Source organism: Bifidobacterium sp. ESL0820, from assembly GCF_052606235.1.
Window position 1 is genome coordinate 615391 of the sequence record NZ_CP199594.1, and the last position, 15553, is coordinate 630943.

At 60.2% G+C, this 15553-nt stretch carries 16 protein-coding genes and 1 tRNA gene; 6 read left to right on the plus strand and 11 right to left on the minus strand.

The genetic code is table 11. From position 1 onward, the window contains the following. Nucleotides 1-119: 119 nt before the first annotated feature. The gene (locus ACUIAH_RS02590; RefSeq protein ID WP_045924387.1) at nucleotides 120-1103 is read right to left on the minus strand and encodes an Abi family protein; all 984 of its coding nucleotides are present in this window, start codon (nucleotides 1101-1103) and stop codon (nucleotides 120-122) included. Between the two features lie 673 nt (nucleotides 1104-1776). Further along, nucleotides 1777-1853, minus strand: a tRNA-Pro gene (locus ACUIAH_RS02595). 179 nt (nucleotides 1854-2032) lie between these two features. Here ACUIAH_RS02595 and ACUIAH_RS02600 point away from each other — a divergent pair. The 6 genes from ACUIAH_RS02600 (at nucleotide 2033) to ACUIAH_RS02625 (ending at nucleotide 9642) form a co-directional block, all read left to right on the plus strand. After that, nucleotides 2033-3463, plus strand: coding sequence for a UTP--glucose-1-phosphate uridylyltransferase (locus tag ACUIAH_RS02600; RefSeq protein ID WP_445341319.1), 1431 nt, complete (start codon nucleotides 2033-2035; stop codon nucleotides 3461-3463). A gap of 144 nt (nucleotides 3464-3607) precedes the next feature. Then, on the plus strand, nucleotides 3608-5563 hold the full coding sequence (locus tag ACUIAH_RS02605) for a helix-turn-helix transcriptional regulator (protein WP_445341320.1): 1956 nt from the start codon (nucleotides 3608-3610) through the stop codon (nucleotides 5561-5563). 21 nt (nucleotides 5564-5584) lie between these two features. Next, nucleotides 5585-5908 carry a hypothetical protein gene (locus ACUIAH_RS02610; RefSeq protein WP_445341321.1) on the plus strand — a complete coding sequence of 108 codons (324 nt, stop codon included), beginning with the start codon at nucleotides 5585-5587 and terminating at the stop codon, nucleotides 5906-5908. A gap of 13 nt (nucleotides 5909-5921) precedes the next feature. After that, nucleotides 5922-8486: a DEAD/DEAH box helicase gene (locus tag ACUIAH_RS02615; RefSeq protein WP_445341322.1), complete on the plus strand. Its 2565-nt coding sequence runs from the start codon at nucleotides 5922-5924 to the stop codon at nucleotides 8484-8486. Nucleotides 8487-8570: 84 nt separating this feature from the next. Continuing rightward, complete coding sequence (locus tag ACUIAH_RS02620) at nucleotides 8571-8918, plus strand: RNA polymerase-binding protein RbpA (RefSeq protein WP_024627700.1); 348 nt, start codon at nucleotides 8571-8573, stop codon at nucleotides 8916-8918. Next, nucleotides 8911-9642 (plus strand): HAD hydrolase-like protein, encoded by a 732-nt coding sequence (locus ACUIAH_RS02625; protein WP_445341323.1) that lies wholly within the window; start codon nucleotides 8911-8913, stop codon nucleotides 9640-9642. The genes ACUIAH_RS02620 and ACUIAH_RS02625 overlap by 8 nt, the downstream gene beginning before the upstream one ends. 205 nt (nucleotides 9643-9847) lie before the next feature. Here ACUIAH_RS02625 and ACUIAH_RS02630 read toward each other — a convergent pair whose 3' ends face one another. Genes ACUIAH_RS02630 through rpe form a run of 9 tightly spaced genes read right to left on the minus strand, consistent with a single transcriptional unit; the run spans nucleotide 9848 to nucleotide 15510 of the window. Further along, nucleotides 9848-10444, minus strand: coding sequence for a MerR family transcriptional regulator (locus ACUIAH_RS02630; RefSeq protein ID WP_306222123.1), 597 nt, complete (start codon nucleotides 10442-10444; stop codon nucleotides 9848-9850). A 13-nt stretch (nucleotides 10445-10457) separates the two neighbouring features. Then, nucleotides 10458-10901 (minus strand): FHA domain-containing protein, encoded by a 444-nt coding sequence (locus tag ACUIAH_RS02635; RefSeq protein WP_024627697.1) that lies wholly within the window; start codon nucleotides 10899-10901, stop codon nucleotides 10458-10460. Nucleotides 10902-10907: 6 nt separating this feature from the next. Beyond that, a complete protein-coding gene (locus ACUIAH_RS02640) occupies nucleotides 10908-11741 on the minus strand; it encodes a DUF881 domain-containing protein (protein WP_101432310.1) in 834 nt (277 codons plus the stop codon). A gap of 4 nt (nucleotides 11742-11745) precedes the next feature. Next, nucleotides 11746-12078 (minus strand): small basic family protein, encoded by a 333-nt coding sequence (locus ACUIAH_RS02645; protein ID WP_015021764.1) that lies wholly within the window; start codon nucleotides 12076-12078, stop codon nucleotides 11746-11748. Between the two features lies 1 nt (nucleotide 12079). Next, nucleotides 12080-13036, minus strand: coding sequence for a DUF881 domain-containing protein (locus ACUIAH_RS02650; protein WP_445341324.1), 957 nt, complete (start codon nucleotides 13034-13036; stop codon nucleotides 12080-12082). Continuing rightward, complete coding sequence (locus ACUIAH_RS02655; RefSeq protein ID WP_045924372.1) at nucleotides 13029-13643, minus strand: CDP-alcohol phosphatidyltransferase family protein; 615 nt, start codon at nucleotides 13641-13643, stop codon at nucleotides 13029-13031. Before ACUIAH_RS02655 ends, ACUIAH_RS02650 begins: the two co-directional genes overlap by 8 nt. A gap of 4 nt (nucleotides 13644-13647) precedes the next feature. Continuing rightward, complete coding sequence (hisG, locus tag ACUIAH_RS02660) at nucleotides 13648-14499, minus strand: ATP phosphoribosyltransferase (RefSeq protein WP_445341325.1); 852 nt, start codon at nucleotides 14497-14499, stop codon at nucleotides 13648-13650. Between the two features lie 50 nt (nucleotides 14500-14549). Then, nucleotides 14550-14813: a phosphoribosyl-ATP diphosphatase gene (locus tag ACUIAH_RS02665; protein WP_045935327.1), complete on the minus strand. Its 264-nt coding sequence runs from the start codon at nucleotides 14811-14813 to the stop codon at nucleotides 14550-14552. Nucleotides 14814-14844: 31 nt separating this feature from the next. Then, a complete protein-coding gene (gene rpe / locus ACUIAH_RS02670; RefSeq protein WP_445341326.1) occupies nucleotides 14845-15510 on the minus strand; it encodes a ribulose-phosphate 3-epimerase in 666 nt (221 codons plus the stop codon). Nucleotides 15511-15553: the final 43 nt, after the last annotated feature.

Genomic DNA, 15553 nt, shown 5'->3' on the forward strand with positions numbered 1-15553 from the left:
TCCGGTCGCCACGCGACCGGAACCAGCTTGCCCCTCAATACGAGCCTGGAATAAGGCTATACGCCAAAACTGCCTGCCTATTCTAGTCGCAGTATTATTGGGTGAAAAGGGTGCAGGCTTCACTGCCAGATGGGCAGTGACTGCCAGTTGTCCGGGAAGCCCATGTGTTTCAGGGGGATGCCTGGGTAACGGTTCATCAGTCCCACGAAGTTGTTGCGCCAGTAGGTGATGCCTAGCTGGTTCAGCAGGTAGTGCTCCATGGTCAGGAATCCAGCCGGGCCTTTTGACTCCGGCCGGCGGAAGGGCTCCCATTGGTTGCCCCACCAAGTAGCGTCGTTGGGGTACAGCTTGGGCTTGATGGGTGTCATCTTGGGGTCGATGCAGTTCCAGAAGCGGTCGTGATGGGCGGTCTTGTTGCGGGCGATTCGAATGTTTTCCAGCCAGTCGCGCAGCAGTTTCTCGTTGCTGACGCCGGGCTTGTTGGACATGATGCCAAGCTGCAGTGCCAACTGCCGTTTGATTGAAGGATCGGCGCCCTTGTAGAAGATCTTCTTGAAATCACCGTAGGAAAGGCAGTCCACCAGCATCCAGATGGGCGGCAGCGGATCGGAATACGTGGCTCTGAAATGTCGTAGCTGAGGCAGCGACGACCGCTGGTAGTCGCTGGTGATATTGGCGATCGCGTTCCTGTGTTCCTCGGGGCTGAGCCCGGGCAGGCCATCCGGCGCGGTATAGCCGAACGGCCCAGTTGCCTTGGCCAGCTCTGATGCCATGTAGCTTTTGAGATGGACCTCGATGCCGACGATGCCGTCGAAGACGATGGTGCGCAATTCCTGGTCGAACACGTAGCGTTCCCAGATGGAATCCCAGGACGTGCGGGACAGGAAGGGCAGTTTGCGTTTTCTGGCACCTGCCACAGGGGTGAGGAACGGATACCAGTAACCCTTGAGGCGGTAGTAGCCGACCAGGTCTATTCGCCCGGCAAGGTCCTGGACGCTGATACCCGTCAGCCCGTTGTCCACAAGGAGCTGGGCCAGGTCCATGGAACTGCGGTACGGGTGGCTGGGGTATGGGGGCAGCTTGGCTACGGTTGTGGATGCCATGCGCCCTCCAGGTAAAAAAGTACCGCCATAGTATGCGTTCCACCCCGAAAGGCAGTAGAGGCAGTGGCGGCTTCTAACAGCAATAACTTTACATCGTGCGGGCGCCGAACGCAAAACTTCAAGACTCGATTGCCGCTCAGAGCTAAGGCTGAGCGTACACGGCACTCAACGAGATGACATCTCGGACCAGACACAGGGCGGTGGATTTGATTATGACCCTCTACCAGACTCCCGCAGTTGCCCTGGGTACGCTCCTTTGTGGTTCTGCACAGAACAGGAGGATACCGGCGACCTCAACCCTGACCGTCCGCCAGGCCGAAGCCAGCCACAAACGTCAACTGATCCAGGTTGACTCCATGACCTACGTGATTGGATGGAGGAGGATGGCGTAGAGAACTTGCGCCTGTATTAGCGCAGGAATGCATCCGCAGAGACCATCAGCATCAAGGGAAGGCGCGGCCGCGTTGCCGTGGACTCTGAGAAAGAAGCTGATGACGGCTTACGCTCAGCTCAACGCCGACCCCGAAGATCTTCTGGCCGATCATGAACTCACAGCTGGCGAATGAAGGGAAACGTGAAGAACGAGCGAAGCGACGAATATATGCAAATAGGTATCAAAGGGCCTGGAACTACAAATAATTCCAAGACCTAAGACCTTGGAATTGTTGCTACTTGGTCGGGCCGGCGGGATTTGAACCCGCGACCCCTTGACCCCCAGTCAAGTGCGCTACCAAACTGCGCTACGGCCCGACGGTGCATCAGCACCGAGTAGAGATAGTAGCACAGCGTCACCGGGCCGACAATGGCCCGGCGAGTCCCGGCAGACTAGTGCAGACAGACCGAGCCCCATGATCGACTTGCTATCATTATTCTGAACGGTCGGCGCAACCCGCGTCGGCCGCAAGTCGTCCCAGCCCGGAAGGGGTTTCATGAGCACAGACGTTTTCGACCTTTCGGCCGCAAAGATGCGTGACAAGGGCATGAGCGAAGTCTCCATCAACCAGTTCAGGCACCTCTACGAAACCTGGGAACGGGGAGATGCCAAAGCCTGCGTGCGTGAAAAGGACATCACCCCGCTCAAGGATGTGCCCCGTACCAAAGACATCCACGACGCCATGGATATGGACATGGCCCTGGACGCGTTCTCCCGCACCGCCTTCATCAAGCTCAACGGTGGGTTGGGCACCTCCATGGGCCTGGAGAAGGCCAAGTCCCTGCTGCCCATCCGTCGCCACAAGGCCCGTCGGATGCGCTTCCTGGACATCATCATGGGCCAGGTGCTGACGGCCCGCAAACGCCTAGGGGTACCCCTGCCGCTGATCTTCATGAACTCCTTCCGCACCTCACGAGACACCATGCGCGTGGTCAAGCAGGACCGCCGCTTCGTTCAGCATGATGTGCCCATGGAGATCATTCAGCACATCGAACCCAAGATCGATGCCGACACTGGTCGTCCGGTCGACTTCCCAGCCAAGCCCGACCTGGAATGGTGCCCTCCCGGCCACGGCGACATCTTCTCGACCATCTGGGAGACCGGCCTTTTGGACACACTCAAGGAGCAAGGGATCGACTACCTGTTCATCTCCAACTCCGACAACCTGGGCGCCAGGCCTTCAAGGACCCTGGCCGGTTATTTCGCACAGTCCGGAGCGCCTTTCATGATCGAAGTGGCCGAGCGGACTGAGGCTGACCGCAAGGGCGGCCACATCGTCATCGACAAGGCCACCGGACGCCTCATCCTGCGAGAGATGTCCCAGGTGGATCCGCACGACCGCAGCTCGGCCATGTCCATCCGCAAGCATCCCTACTTCAACACCAACAGCATCTGGGTCCGGGTCGATGCCTTGCGTGACAAGCTGGCCGAATACGACGGGGTGCTGCCCCTGCCCATTATTGAAAACCGCAAGACCGTCGATCCCACCGACCCTTCCACCAGACCCGTGGTGCAACTGGAGACCGCCATGGGTTCCGCCGCCACGCTCTTCGAGGGAGCCATCTGCGTGCAGGTGGACCGCATGCGCTTCCTGCCCGTCAAGACCACCGACGACCTGTTCATCATGCGCTCCGACCGTTTCCACCTGACCGACTCCTACGAGATGGAGGATGGCAACTACGATTTCCCCAACGTCCAACTGGACGAACGCTACTACAAGTACATCGCCGACTTCGATGAGCGCTTCCCCTACGGGGTTCCCAGCCTGGCGGCTGCCAACTCGGTCACCATCGAAGGGGACTGGACCTTCGGCAGGGATGTGACCTTGTATGCGGATGCCCATCTGAGCGACCTGGGGCGTTCCTCATATGTGCCCAATGGCCAGTATGTGGGACCCCAGGGTATCGAACCGGACGAGTGGGTCTAAAGCCAGGCGCAAGAAGGTTCAGCCTGTCAAGAAAAGGGACCGTATTTGAGCGTTTGGCTCCCACGTTCCTAAAAATGAATCTATGATAGACAGATGTGCGTTAGGCGCACTAACAGTCAAAATTTTAACGATACGCGAGGACTGATGGCAGAAGGTACGAACGGAAGACGGCGTTTCTCAGATAAGTGGGGCAAACACGAACTCGATGTCCTGGCCGTCTTATCGTCCGCTTTCCCTCAATGGTTGACTTCTCGGCAGATAGCGCAGCGGGTCAAGGCCTATGCCGACTCTTACGGTGAGCTGGCCGATCAGGCCGCCAAGGCCGCCTTTGCCAAGCAGTTCCAGCGTGACCGGGCCAAGCTGGCAGCCATGGGGATCGCCATCGAATCCCGTCAGCCCGAATACTCCTCCAAGTCCGAAGGCCAGGATTTCGCCTCCTACCGTCTGCAGCTGGGGGATGAGCCCCGCATCCGTATGCACTTCAACCAGGAGGACATGCCGGTACTGGCCGCAGCCAACTATCTGGCCCGATCCATCGCCATGTCCCAGGAGGCATGCGAAGAGCCGGTCCGCCCGGCCTCGCGCACCACTCCTCGGGTGCCGCAGGTACCCATCCCTGGTCTGGGTCTGGATTCCATAGCTCCTGGACTGGGTACCCAGCGCATTCCCGACAATCTGGTCAAGGTCATCGACTCCCGCCGCTTCGCCGCCACGGTGGACGTGGACGGGGAGAACCTGAACGTGGCCTATGCCGATTCGGACGATCTGGCCATGTTCGTCCTGGAACACCCCGATGCCTCCATCGTCAGCCCGCAGGAGGCCGCAGATGCTTTCCGGCGTCGTCTGGATGCAGCCACCCGCTTCAAGCTTGCCGACGAGTCGCAGAGCCCTGGCGCAGCAACCGTCATTTCCCCTGAGATCGCCCGGACCAGCGTCGAGCACTTCGCCACCGACCTCAGCGACGACGATACCGACCTCAGGCACGCCCGCCGAGCCAGCGCATCCTCCTTCCAGACCGGATCCGAGGTGGACCGCCGCCTGCGGCTCATGCTTTTCCTGTCCGCACACCTGGGCGAGGAGTTCTCCCTGGCCGAGCTGGCCGAGCGCTTCATCGGCCACCCCAACAGCAAGGAAGAGCTGCGCAAGTACGTCAACACAATCCACAAGGACATCAACACCCTGACCACGGTCTCGGACGACGGGGAGATGGCCGGCAGCCAGTTCTTCGACATCGACTGGTCCCTGCTGGATGACAGCGGCATTGTCTCGGCCACTAATTCGCTGGGGCTGGAACGGCTGGCCGGCATTTCTCCCCAGTACCTGAGCATGCTGACCGCCTCGCTCAACTATCTGGCCCATTCGCCCCTGCTGCCCGAGCAGTCCCGCACCCAGGCCGAGTCGCTCTACCAGCGCCTGCGCACGCATGTGGGGCCGGGCGTGACTCCCTGGCTCTCCCTTACCGGGTACGAGACCGAACCCAAGAGCTTCTCGGTGGTTCGCCGGGCCATCAAGACCGAATCCTTGCTGGATATGGAGTACACGGATGCTGCCGGCCGAACCCGCCGCAAAGTGGTGGCACCTGCCAAGATCTTCGTGGACGAGGGCGTCTATTATGTCGCCGCCTGGACCGATATCGGCGACGCAGCGGAAGGCACTGAGGCTGCGGACGCTCCCTCGGATTCCAGCCGCCACCTCAAGCAGGGCACCGGACGCAACAGGCAGTGGCAGGTTCTGCGAATCGCCAGAATCGAGCATGCGACCATCGTCAAGCCCAGCCATAAGGTGGAGTTCCCGGATGTGCCGGTCAGCGAGCTGCGCAAATGGTCCTTCGACAACGGCACGGCTGCGGTCTTCATCACCGACCGTCCTGACCTGCCCTACATCAAGTCCCTGCCGGGCGCCTCGGTGGAGCCCTGCGGATCAGGACAGAAAGTCCACCTGACCGTCTCCTCGGACTCCTGGTTCGTGGCCTTCTGCATCGCCCATGCCAAGCACATCACCGCAGTGGCGCCCAAGACCCTGCGCACTATGATTCTGGCACGTGCCCAGCGCGAGATCACCATCAGCGACGCTCACGACAAGGAGCAGGACCGGCACTAGTCCCGGTCGGAGAGGAGTTCCATGCCTGGATGGATCTGGATCCTTCTGGTGATCTTCATGTTGGCCATGCTGATCGGCGGAGCCGTCTACGCCATCCGTCACGCCATGGCAGCCAGCCGCTCCATAGGACGGGTCTCAGAAGATCTGAACCGGCACATGCCCCAACCTCCGGCGGCAGGGCAGTCCCAGGCGACGGATAGAACGAAGGGTCCGTCCTTCGCCCTGCCCCTGTCGCAGTCAACCGAGCGATACAGCCAGGCCCATGCCATGGTGCTGGAGCGCAAGGAGCAACGCAGGAGGAACCACGGTCGCATCTGGCGGCGGTGGAAGCAGTTCAATCAGTGATTCTTGGAGGAACATGTCAGGTCATCGTCACCACGGACAGGATTCATCAACATCCGAACCGGGGCCGGCGGAACGCTACGCCCGTTTCAGTCGTCACCGCAAACGCATGACCGGAGCTCCAGCACGCTTTCAGTCCAAGCTGCCCTTCCCCTTGGACAACTTCCAGCTGGAGGCCATCACCGCCCTGGAGGATGGCGACAACGTCCTGGTGGCTGCCCCTACCGGCGCCGGGAAGACCATCGTGGCTGATTTCGCAGTATTCCTGGCCCAGGAGCAGAATGTCAAGACCTTCTACACCACCCCCATCAAGGCGCTGAGCAACCAGAAATACCATGACCTGGTCGACCGCTATGGCGAGGACCGGGTGGGGCTGCTGACCGGCGACACCTCCATCAACTCGGAGGCGGACATCGTGGTCATGACCACCGAGGTCCTGCGCAACATGCTCTATGAGCAGTCCTCCACCCTGACGGCACTGAAGTACGTGATCCTGGACGAGGTCCACTATCTGGCCGACCGCTTCCGGGGGCCCGTCTGGGAGGAGGTCATCATCCATCTTCCGGCCTCCACCCGCATTGTGGGGCTGTCGGCCACCGTATCCAACGTGGAGGAATTCTCCGACTGGATTTCCTCGGTGCGCGGACGCACCCATCTGGTGGTCTCCGAGCGCAGGCCCGTGCCGCTGGAGCAGCATGTCCTGGTCCAGGCCGACAGACACACCGAGCCAGAGATCCTGGACCTGTATCGGCACGACGGCTCAGGACGGCAGACCCCAAAGATCAACCCACGCCTGGTCTCCCGGCTGGCCCAGCTGGACAAGGCCGGACAGGAGCGCATCCAGGCCCGCGACCAAGGGCATCACCATCGCCATGGCCGTGGCGGCAGGCCGGAGCGACGGATGGGGGAGCGGTATCGTCCAAGCCGGGCCGACGTGGTTGATGAGCTTGACTTCATGGATATGCTGCCCGGTATCTACTTCATCTTCTCCCGCACCGGCTGCGACCAGGCAGTCCAGCAGTGCATCCGGGCAGGGCTGCAGCTGACCACCGACGAGGAGGCCCGCCGCATACGGCACATCGTGGACTCCATGGCAGCCGGCCAGCTCAGTAAGGAGGATCTCAAAGCGCTGGGATTCTCCCAGTTCCGCTTCGCTCTGGAACAGGGCTTTGCAGCACATCACGCCGGCGTGGTCACCCTTTTCCGGCAGATAGTCGAACATCTGTTCGAACTAGGACTGCTCAAGGTGGTCTTCGCCACCGAGACTTTGGCCCTGGGCATCAACATGCCCGCCCGCTGCGTCGTGGTCGAGAAGTTGGAGAAGTTCGACGGCACCGGCCATGTGGCCCTGACCCCCGGCGAGTTCACCCAGCTGACCGGCCGGGCCGGCCGGCGCGGCATCGACGACATCGGCCATGTAGTAGTGGTCGATCACCGGGACTTCAGTCCCAAGACCATGGCCGCCCTGTCCAGCAGAAGGGTCTACCCGCTGCACTCCAGCTTCCGGCCCACCTTCAACATGGCCGTCAACCTGCTCAACTCATCCAGCTATACGCGTGCTCGGGATACCCTGGACCACTCCTTCGCTCAGTGGGAGGCCAACCGATCAGCCTCGGAGCTGGAGGAACGCATCGAGACCCTGACCAGCGGCCTAGAGGACTACCGGAAGGCCGCCCAGTGCAGCCGTGGCGATCTGATCGAGTTCATGCGCATCCGTACAGCCCTCTCATCAGCCCAGAAGAACGATCGCCGCCGCCTGAAGCGGCAGAGGTTCACCAGCGAGAAGGCCCGCGACCGGGCGTTCCGAGACCTTGACCGGCACATCGACCAGCTGCGCGAGCAGGAGCGCAACCATCCCTGCCGACAATGCCCGAACCTGCCCAAGCACCTGCGCTGGGGGAACCGGTGGATCCGCATGGACAAGGAGCTGCAGCGCACCCGGGAACAGTACGAGTCCAAAACAGGGTCGGTCTCGCGCCAGTTCGACAGGATCTGCCAGATTCTGGCCGACCTGCACTATACCCGGCCCGTGGATGCTGACGACTGCCGACTGACCCGGAAGGGGCAGCTGCTCCGGCGAGTTTACAGCGAACAGGATCTGAGCCTTGCCGAGATCCTGGATCGTGGCATCCTCAACGATTTGGAGCCCGCTGAACTTGCAGCGGCCGTCTCCGGGCTGGTCTACGAATCCCGTCGTGGGGTAGGGGAGCAGCCGGGGGAGAGGGCCGGATATCGAGCTCCCAGGCTGGTTGAGGCCATGGAGGATATGAAGCGTCAGTGGTCCCAGGTGCAGGAACGCTGCGATCAGGCTGGATTGGAGTTGCCGCCTGAACTCGACTTTGGCTTGGGGCCGACCATCTATGACTGGGCCTGCGGCGACTCGCTGACCACCATCCTGCGGGACAGCGATCTGACGGCGGGGGACTTCGTCCGCAACGCCAAGCGCCTGTCCGATGTGCTCACCCAGATCGTCCAGGTAGAGCCCTACCTGGGCAGGGGAGGGCATCATCTGGCCAGGACTGCCAGCATCGCCGCCGACCAGGTCAATCGCGGCATTGTGGCTTACACCGGCGTGGAGTGAACACGGGCCCAATCAGGGAATAAGTTTCAGGTCAACACTGTTCTGTAGCTTGGAGGCAGTGACGGACACGAGTATGGAGGAATCATGGCAGAGCGCAGTCTTCGCGGCATGAGTATTGGGGCGAAGTCCCTGGAATCCGATCAGAATGTGGATTTTGCTGCACGCAGCGAGGTCGCCTATGTCTGCCCCAAGGGCCATCGGACTATCCTGCCCTTGGCTGAAGGCGCTGAGGTGCCGCAGGAGTGGGAGTGCCGCTGCGGGCAGATCGCTCACCTTGAGGGACATGACGAGCAGGAGTCCGGCAAGACCGGCAAACCGACCAGGACCCACTGGGACATGCTGCTGGAGCGTCGGTCGGAGGACGAGCTCAAGGCCGTGCTTGACAAGCGCCTGAAAATGCACCGCGAAGGATGGTTCCCTGACTATGAGTAAATCACCGCGCCGCCTGGTTCTGCTGGATCTGGACGGCACCCTGACAGCCTCGCATCCAGGCATTATTGCCTCCGTGGTGCAAACGTTCAAAGAGCTTGGTTATCCCGTGCCCGAAGATGCAGAGCTGCGCCGATTCATCGGACCGGCGGTCAGCGAATCGTTGCGACGCAACAAGGTCAGATCTGAGGACATCGATAAGGGCGTACAGATCTATCGCCACTATTACAGCGGGATAGCAGCATTCGAGGATCCGGAACATCCTGGCCAGCACATTCCTGGACGTCTACTCGCCGAGGTTTTCGACGGCATTCCCGAACAGCTGAATCGAATGCGCAATCATGGTCTGACCCTGGCCGTAGCTACCTGCAAACCCGAGTATCAAGCTCTGCCGGTCTGTGACCATTTCGGTCTGACACCCTTGGTAGATGGCGTCTATGGAGCCAGCAAGGACTCCACAAGGATCACCAAGGCCCAGGTCATCACCTACGCTCTGGAGAATATTGGTTTCGATGCTACGCTCGGCGACCGTGCCCTGATGGTCGGCGACCGCTGGACTGATGCCGATGGCGCCCTGGAAACCGGTCTGGACTGCCTAGGATGCAGCTGGGGCTATGCCGAACCCGGGGAACTTGAGTCCCATGGCTGCTACCGAGTCATCGACCAGGTCGACCAACTGTGCCAAGCGGCTGACGAGTACTTCGGCAACAATCAGACTCAGCACTGAGTCGCCAGAACTGTATCTCATTTTGCATTGGCCACCCGGGTGATCTCGGGTGGCCAATGCAACTTCACCAAGTGGCTATAACTGATTTGCCGTGAAATCGCTGGAAAACCGGAAAAATCGCAATCGTGACCTACTAAGCCGATAATGTACGTTATGTCAAATTACCTGTTATTTTCTCCCCTGGTCCAGTTCGCCATCGCGACAATCAGGCAGCCCGCTGGCGCTGCTCGTGCTGCTGCTCCAGGCGCTGGCGCAGACGCATGGCCGTCAGTTCGTCGATAGGTCGCTCAGGCAGACCCGGGGTCAGCTGTCCAGTAGTCAAATCCACGTGGTCGCAGGTCTGCAGCTCCAGATCCATACGATGCCAGATAGCACCCACAGAGATAGCAAAAACGGCACGCCCGGACTGCATCAGCGCAAAGACCTGATCGGGTCCTGAGCATTCTGTGACCTGATCACCATCGCAGACCACAGTCACATGCTCAAGTTGACCGACGGTCCGGCGCTCAAGATAGTTCACCGTGTTCGTGGCATTGACCAAATTGACACCGGCATCCAAGAGGCGTTTGAGGACGGCCAGGATGACCACATCCTTGAAGGAATAGAGCCTGCGGGAGCCTGATCCGTGCGAGGCCTTGATCGACGGCTCGACGATTCGCTTGCGGGCCCAATAATCCAGCTGCCGATAGGTAATGCCGGCCACCTTGGCCGCAACCGTTCCCCGGTAGCCCCGGGTCGTGCCCTCGGCCTGCTCAGGCGAAAAGAGTTCCCCCTGCACCAGCGTCGGCAACTCTTCGGCCATGCCGTGCCCCCTGTCAGTTCTTGGCGATGACTGCCCGATTATCGAAATATACCAGCCTGAACTTGCCGATCATGATCTCGTCGCCGTTGTGCAGGTCGGCCTGGTCCACGCGTTCGCGGTTGACATAAGTGCCGTTGAGGCTGCCAGTATCCTCGACCCGAAAACCATGGTCAGTCCGCACGAATATGGCGTGCGCTCTGGAGACTGTCGAATCGTCCAACAGAATGTCCGCCTTCGGATCGCGACCCACGCTGACCTGATCCTCGTCCAACAGATAACGCGATCCTGACACCGCTCCCCTGGTAGAGATCAGCAGGGCTGTGCCCTCAGGCAATCGCGCCATGGTCTCCAGGTCGTCCTTGGTCAGTGGACGGTCACCGTTGGAGGTGACTGGAATGTTCAGGGCCGGCATGCCGATGATGGTCGTCTCGCCCGCAGTGGGAATAGGATCTGTCATAATTGTCTATTCTACAGGCTTTGCATACTGGTAGTCCTGCACGCGTCGAACCTGGTCGATTCTGACACTATTTGACTGCTCCACGGATACGGTCGCATGGAACTGCACCTTGATCCGCGAACCCACTCCCCCGGCGATCTGAACGGCATTCTGCAGGCTGTCCGGATCCCCGATGGCCTTGACAATGTAGGGGCTGCGCAGCTTGGCGTGGTCGCATTGCAGACCGGTGCGGGTGTCCAGCAGATAGGTGCTGGTAACCACCCGGACATCGTTGAAGGATATGACCTCGGCGCCAGCGTTGCGCAGTTCTTCGATCAGATTGAACATGGTAGAGGCGTCCACCCGGTCACTGTCCTCGGTGACCGTTACCACCACTCCCCTGCCCTGGGCAGGCAGCCGTCCGGCCAGGATGCCGCTGCTCTGCTCATTCTGCTGGGCTATGCGGGCGGCCTCCTTCTGCTTGTCGGCGGCTGACTTGATGGAGGTCAGCTGCTGGTTGAGCTGGCTCTTGCGCTCCTCCAGCTTATCGACCTGGTTGCTGGTCTCGTCCAGCACCCGTACCAGCTCCTCCTCGGACAGACTCTGGTAGGAGGACTGGTTATTGTGCACCTGGACCGCATACCCGAAACCCAACAGGGCGCACATAAGGGCCACCAGGACGCTGGTAACCAGTCTGACCCTGGTGGCGTTGGAATTGAGGGTGCGCAGAGGCCGACGGCGAACCACCGGAAAAGCACCGGTCTGCGTATCGTCGGCTGGAGCCCTGACCCGTCCGGGCCTCCTAGGCGGAATGCTCTTGGGCATTCCCTCGTCGCGCTTCTTCCTCAGGGTGTGTCTCATATGCTCACCCCTTGAAAATGAACCGTCGAATAGCGGAAACGTTGGAGAAGATCCGGATGCCCAGAACCACAATGACGGCCGTGGACAGCTGAGAACCCACGCCCAGCTGGTTGCCCAGGAAGACCAGAAGAGTGGCCGTGATCACATTGGAGATGAAGGAAACCACGAAGACCCGGTCCGAGAAACTGCGTTCGAAGTAGGAGCGGACTGCGCCCATCAGGGCATCCAGGGCGGCCACCACCATGATGGGCAAATAAGGCTGCAGGACAATGGGAATGTCGGGCTTGAGGAAGATGCCCGCCACCACGCCTAGGATCAGGCCGAGAATTGCCGACATGTCAATGACTCCTTCCGGCATAGGACAGATTGGGCAAACTCACTGCATTCAGACTCAGGCGTCGCTGTTTGGCCACATTGACAGTGATGTTCGCCTTCTTCAGGTCCCGCAAACGGCCCTGCAGATCGCTGCGAACCATCAGATCGGACAAGGCGCCTTGATCGCCGATGGCTTCGATCTTGTAGGGTGACTCGATCGAGGTGGTCCCCACCAAAATGGTCTGACCGGCCGTACGCACTGATGTCTGTGTTCCTATTCTATTGCCGTTGATGGCAATGGCTTCGGCCCCAGCAGACCAAAGCTTGGTCAGGAACCACTGCAGGTCCTGGTCGGTGAGCAGTTTGATCTGATCGGCATTGTCCCGGGAATCCTTGGAGGCAATGGGGTTGGCCAGGGTGATGACGACGCCCTGCCCCTGCACCTTGCTGGTGCCGTTGGTCAGATCGTCAGCGGTCTGCGTGCTGTTCTGCCCTTGGCCGCCCTCCTGAGCCGAGAGCGTGTCGATATTGCCGTTAAGGTCCGATATCTGACTGTTGAGGTCATTGGCACGCTTGCTGACCCCCTCCACCTGGGAGATGAGCTTCTCGCGTACCTTCTGACGCGGATCCCGGTGCAACACCTGAACGATACCCGTGCCCGCCAGGCCGACCAGCACGCAAATGACGAAGACCAGTATCCGATTGACCCAGACGCTCAGCGGCGATCTACGCTCAGCGGGCAGCAGACGGGCATCCTCGAACATGGGGTCCATGGGACGGTTGGTCAGGTCGTCAATCAGCCTCAGAGACTCATCAGCCATGCGCCGACGCATGGACTCCTGGGCGGGCTCCGAGCTTTCCTGGTCCACATAGTGGCGTTCCAGACCTGCGCTGGAATGCGAAAAAGCCGCCCGGCGGTGAATCAAGGCACGGTCAGGCGGCACGGGGAAGGATTGGGGGGTCATCTGCGGTTCAGTCATGATGGCGGTCCTGACGAAGCAGCCCGATGCCCTGACGTGCGTAGATCAGCCCTGCCAGCCAGTAAAGGCCAACCCCCCAGATGACAGCCGCAAGAGCCACCAGGTGGAAGAAACGGAAGAAGGCTGAAGTGCCCACATCCGCAAAAATCAGGGCCGGTATGGCCAGCATGAGCACGGCCGTTCCGGTCTTGCCAGCGAAGTGCACCGGCAAGGGGCCATAATCATGCTGGGCCAGCGCCAAAACCAACAGACCCATGAGCACATCCCGGGCACCGACTAGGGCCAGAAGCCACCATGGGAGTATGGAGGCGATGCTCAGGGCAAGGACGGAACAGAGAATCAGCAGCCGATCGGCAACCGGGTCCAGGATCTGCCCCAGCTTGCTGACCTGGTTGAACCTGCGGGCAATGATCCCATCCACACCGTCTGAAAGGGCCGAAATCAGCATGACCACCAAGGAAATGATCAGATGACGGTTGGCCACCAGATAGGCAATAAGAGGTATGGAGAGGATACGAAGCAGGCTGATGACATTGGGTACGGTGAGAATCACCGACCGTGGCTCAGGGCTGTACCTGCTGCGTGAAATTCGATCAATCAGTGCCATCCGACTACATTCTAGAAGCTTGAAGGGCAGTTACAAGGATGGCACGCGCACCGATCCCATAGAGGCGGTCCATGAGGTTGTTCACCTGGTCCCTAGGAACCATGGCCCTGACTGCCGCCCACTGCTTGTCGTGCAGGGAGGATACTGTCGGCGACTCATAGCCGGGCGTGATGCCCACGGCCATGGCTACGCGCTCTACCGGGATGTCATAATCCATCAGTACATAGCGGCGGGCTGTCAGCACACCCTCCAGCCTGCGGGACATGACCGCCAACCGCTCATCATCTGGATCCAGACGGGGTGATCTGATGAGAATCCCCTCCGATTTCAGAATGGGATCGCCGAAGACCCGAAGCCCGGCGTTGCGCAGGGTGGTGCCGGTGGAGACCACATCGGCGATCAGGTCGGCTACCCCGAGCTGGACTGAGGACTCCACTGCGCCGTCCAAGTGGATCAGTTCGGCCTTGAGTCCCTTGCTGGTCAGGTAGTCCTCAAGAAGCCGGTCGAAGGTAGTGCCGATCCGTTTGCCGTCCACGTCCTGCAAGGTGTTGATAGCACTGGCTTCCGGAGCGGCGAATCTGAATGTGGATGCGCCGAATCCCAGCTCAATGACCTCGACGGCCCTGGTTCCGGAATTGAGCAGCAGGTCACGCCCGGTGATGCCCAGATCAATGGTCCCCAAGCCGACATAGACCGCTATATCGTTGGGCCTTAAGTAAAAGAGCTGGATGTCGTTGTCGACGTCATCGACCACCAGTTGCCGGTCATTGGAACGCAGACGATAGCCTGACTCTGACAGCAGCCTCCATGCGGGCTGGGACAACATGCCCTTATTGGGCACCGCGACCTTCAACACGGCAACCTCCTAATTGCGGAAGCGAATCTACAACGGGATATGATTTGAGGTCACAGATACCTGTAGACATCCTCCAGGGTGATGCCTCGATCGATCATCATGACCTGGATGTGGTACAGCAGCTGGCTCATCTCCTCGGCCGTCCGTTCCTTGCCCTCATATTCAGCGGCGATCCAGGTCTCTCCGGCCTCTTCATTGATCTTCTTGCCGATGAAATGCGTGCCCTTGTCCAGCTCTTCAACAGTCAAGGATCCTTCTGGGCGCTCCTTGGCCTTGGTCGTGAGCTCCTCAAACAACCCATCGAAGGTCTTCATCTGGCTATCTCCATTCTTCCTGCAAAACCTGTCAGTCCTTGTAGCTTACCTGCGCGGCCTGCCGGATCTGGTCAATGGCCTTGGCCGGGTCGTCAGCACCGTAGACCGCGGAGCCTGCCACCAGGACATCAGCTCCAGCCTCTGCCACGATGGGAGCCGTGGTGGGACTCACCCCGCCATCGACCTGGATGTGGGTGTTCAGGCCGCGGGCGGTTATCTGGTCACGCAGGCGGCGGGTCTTGGGCATCTGATTGTCCAGGAACTTCTGGCCGCCGAATCCTGGCTCCACGGTCATGACCAGAATCATGTCGAACTCATCGAGAATGTCGAAGATCGGCTCCACAGGTTCGGCAGGGCGCACGGCCAAGCAGGCCTTGACCCCCATGTCGTGCAGCTGGCGGGCCAGACGGACCGGGGCATGGACGGCTCCGGTGTGGAAGGTGACGGAGGCGACACCCAGTTTGGCGAATTCCGGGGCCCAGCGGTCGGGGTCCTCGATCATCAGATGCACATCCACCGGCAGGTCGGTCACCTGGCAGATGCGCTCCACCACAGGCTCGCCAAGCGTCAGGTTGGGAACGAAATGGTGGTCCATCACATCCACGTGAACCATATCGGCATTGGCAATAGCCTTGAGATCCCGCTCCAAGTTGGCGAAATCGGCGGAAAGAATGCTGGGTGCTATCTGAATGCTCATGGAGATTATTCTATGTTGTACGGAAGACCGGCGGCACCGGTTT

Coding starts and splice junctions, on each gene's coding strand:
- ACUIAH_RS02590 (WP_045924387.1), bottom strand. CDS start 1,103: ATGGCATCCACAACCGTAGCCAAGCTGCCCCCATACCCCAGCCACCCG.
- ACUIAH_RS02600 (WP_445341319.1), top strand. CDS start 2,033: ATGAGCACAGACGTTTTCGACCTTTCGGCCGCAAAGATGCGTGACAAG.
- ACUIAH_RS02605 (WP_445341320.1), top strand. CDS start 3,608: ATGGCAGAAGGTACGAACGGAAGACGGCGTTTCTCAGATAAGTGGGGC.
- ACUIAH_RS02610 (WP_445341321.1), top strand. CDS start 5,585: ATGCCTGGATGGATCTGGATCCTTCTGGTGATCTTCATGTTGGCCATG.
- ACUIAH_RS02615 (WP_445341322.1), top strand. CDS start 5,922: ATGTCAGGTCATCGTCACCACGGACAGGATTCATCAACATCCGAACCG.
- ACUIAH_RS02620 (WP_024627700.1), top strand. CDS start 8,571: ATGGCAGAGCGCAGTCTTCGCGGCATGAGTATTGGGGCGAAGTCCCTG.
- ACUIAH_RS02625 (WP_445341323.1), top strand. CDS start 8,911: ATGAGTAAATCACCGCGCCGCCTGGTTCTGCTGGATCTGGACGGCACC.
- ACUIAH_RS02630 (WP_306222123.1), bottom strand. CDS start 10,444: ATGGCCGAAGAGTTGCCGACGCTGGTGCAGGGGGAACTCTTTTCGCCT.
- ACUIAH_RS02635 (WP_024627697.1), bottom strand. CDS start 10,901: ATGACAGATCCTATTCCCACTGCGGGCGAGACGACCATCATCGGCATG.
- ACUIAH_RS02640 (WP_101432310.1), bottom strand. CDS start 11,741: ATGAGACACACCCTGAGGAAGAAGCGCGACGAGGGAATGCCCAAGAGC.
- ACUIAH_RS02645 (WP_015021764.1), bottom strand. CDS start 12,078: ATGTCGGCAATTCTCGGCCTGATCCTAGGCGTGGTGGCGGGCATCTTC.
- ACUIAH_RS02650 (WP_445341324.1), bottom strand. CDS start 13,036: ATGACTGAACCGCAGATGACCCCCCAATCCTTCCCCGTGCCGCCTGAC.
- ACUIAH_RS02655 (WP_045924372.1), bottom strand. CDS start 13,643: ATGGCACTGATTGATCGAATTTCACGCAGCAGGTACAGCCCTGAGCCA.
- ACUIAH_RS02665 (WP_045935327.1), bottom strand. CDS start 14,813: ATGAAGACCTTCGATGGGTTGTTTGAGGAGCTCACGACCAAGGCCAAG.
- rpe (WP_445341326.1), bottom strand. CDS start 15,510: ATGAGCATTCAGATAGCACCCAGCATTCTTTCCGCCGATTTCGCCAAC.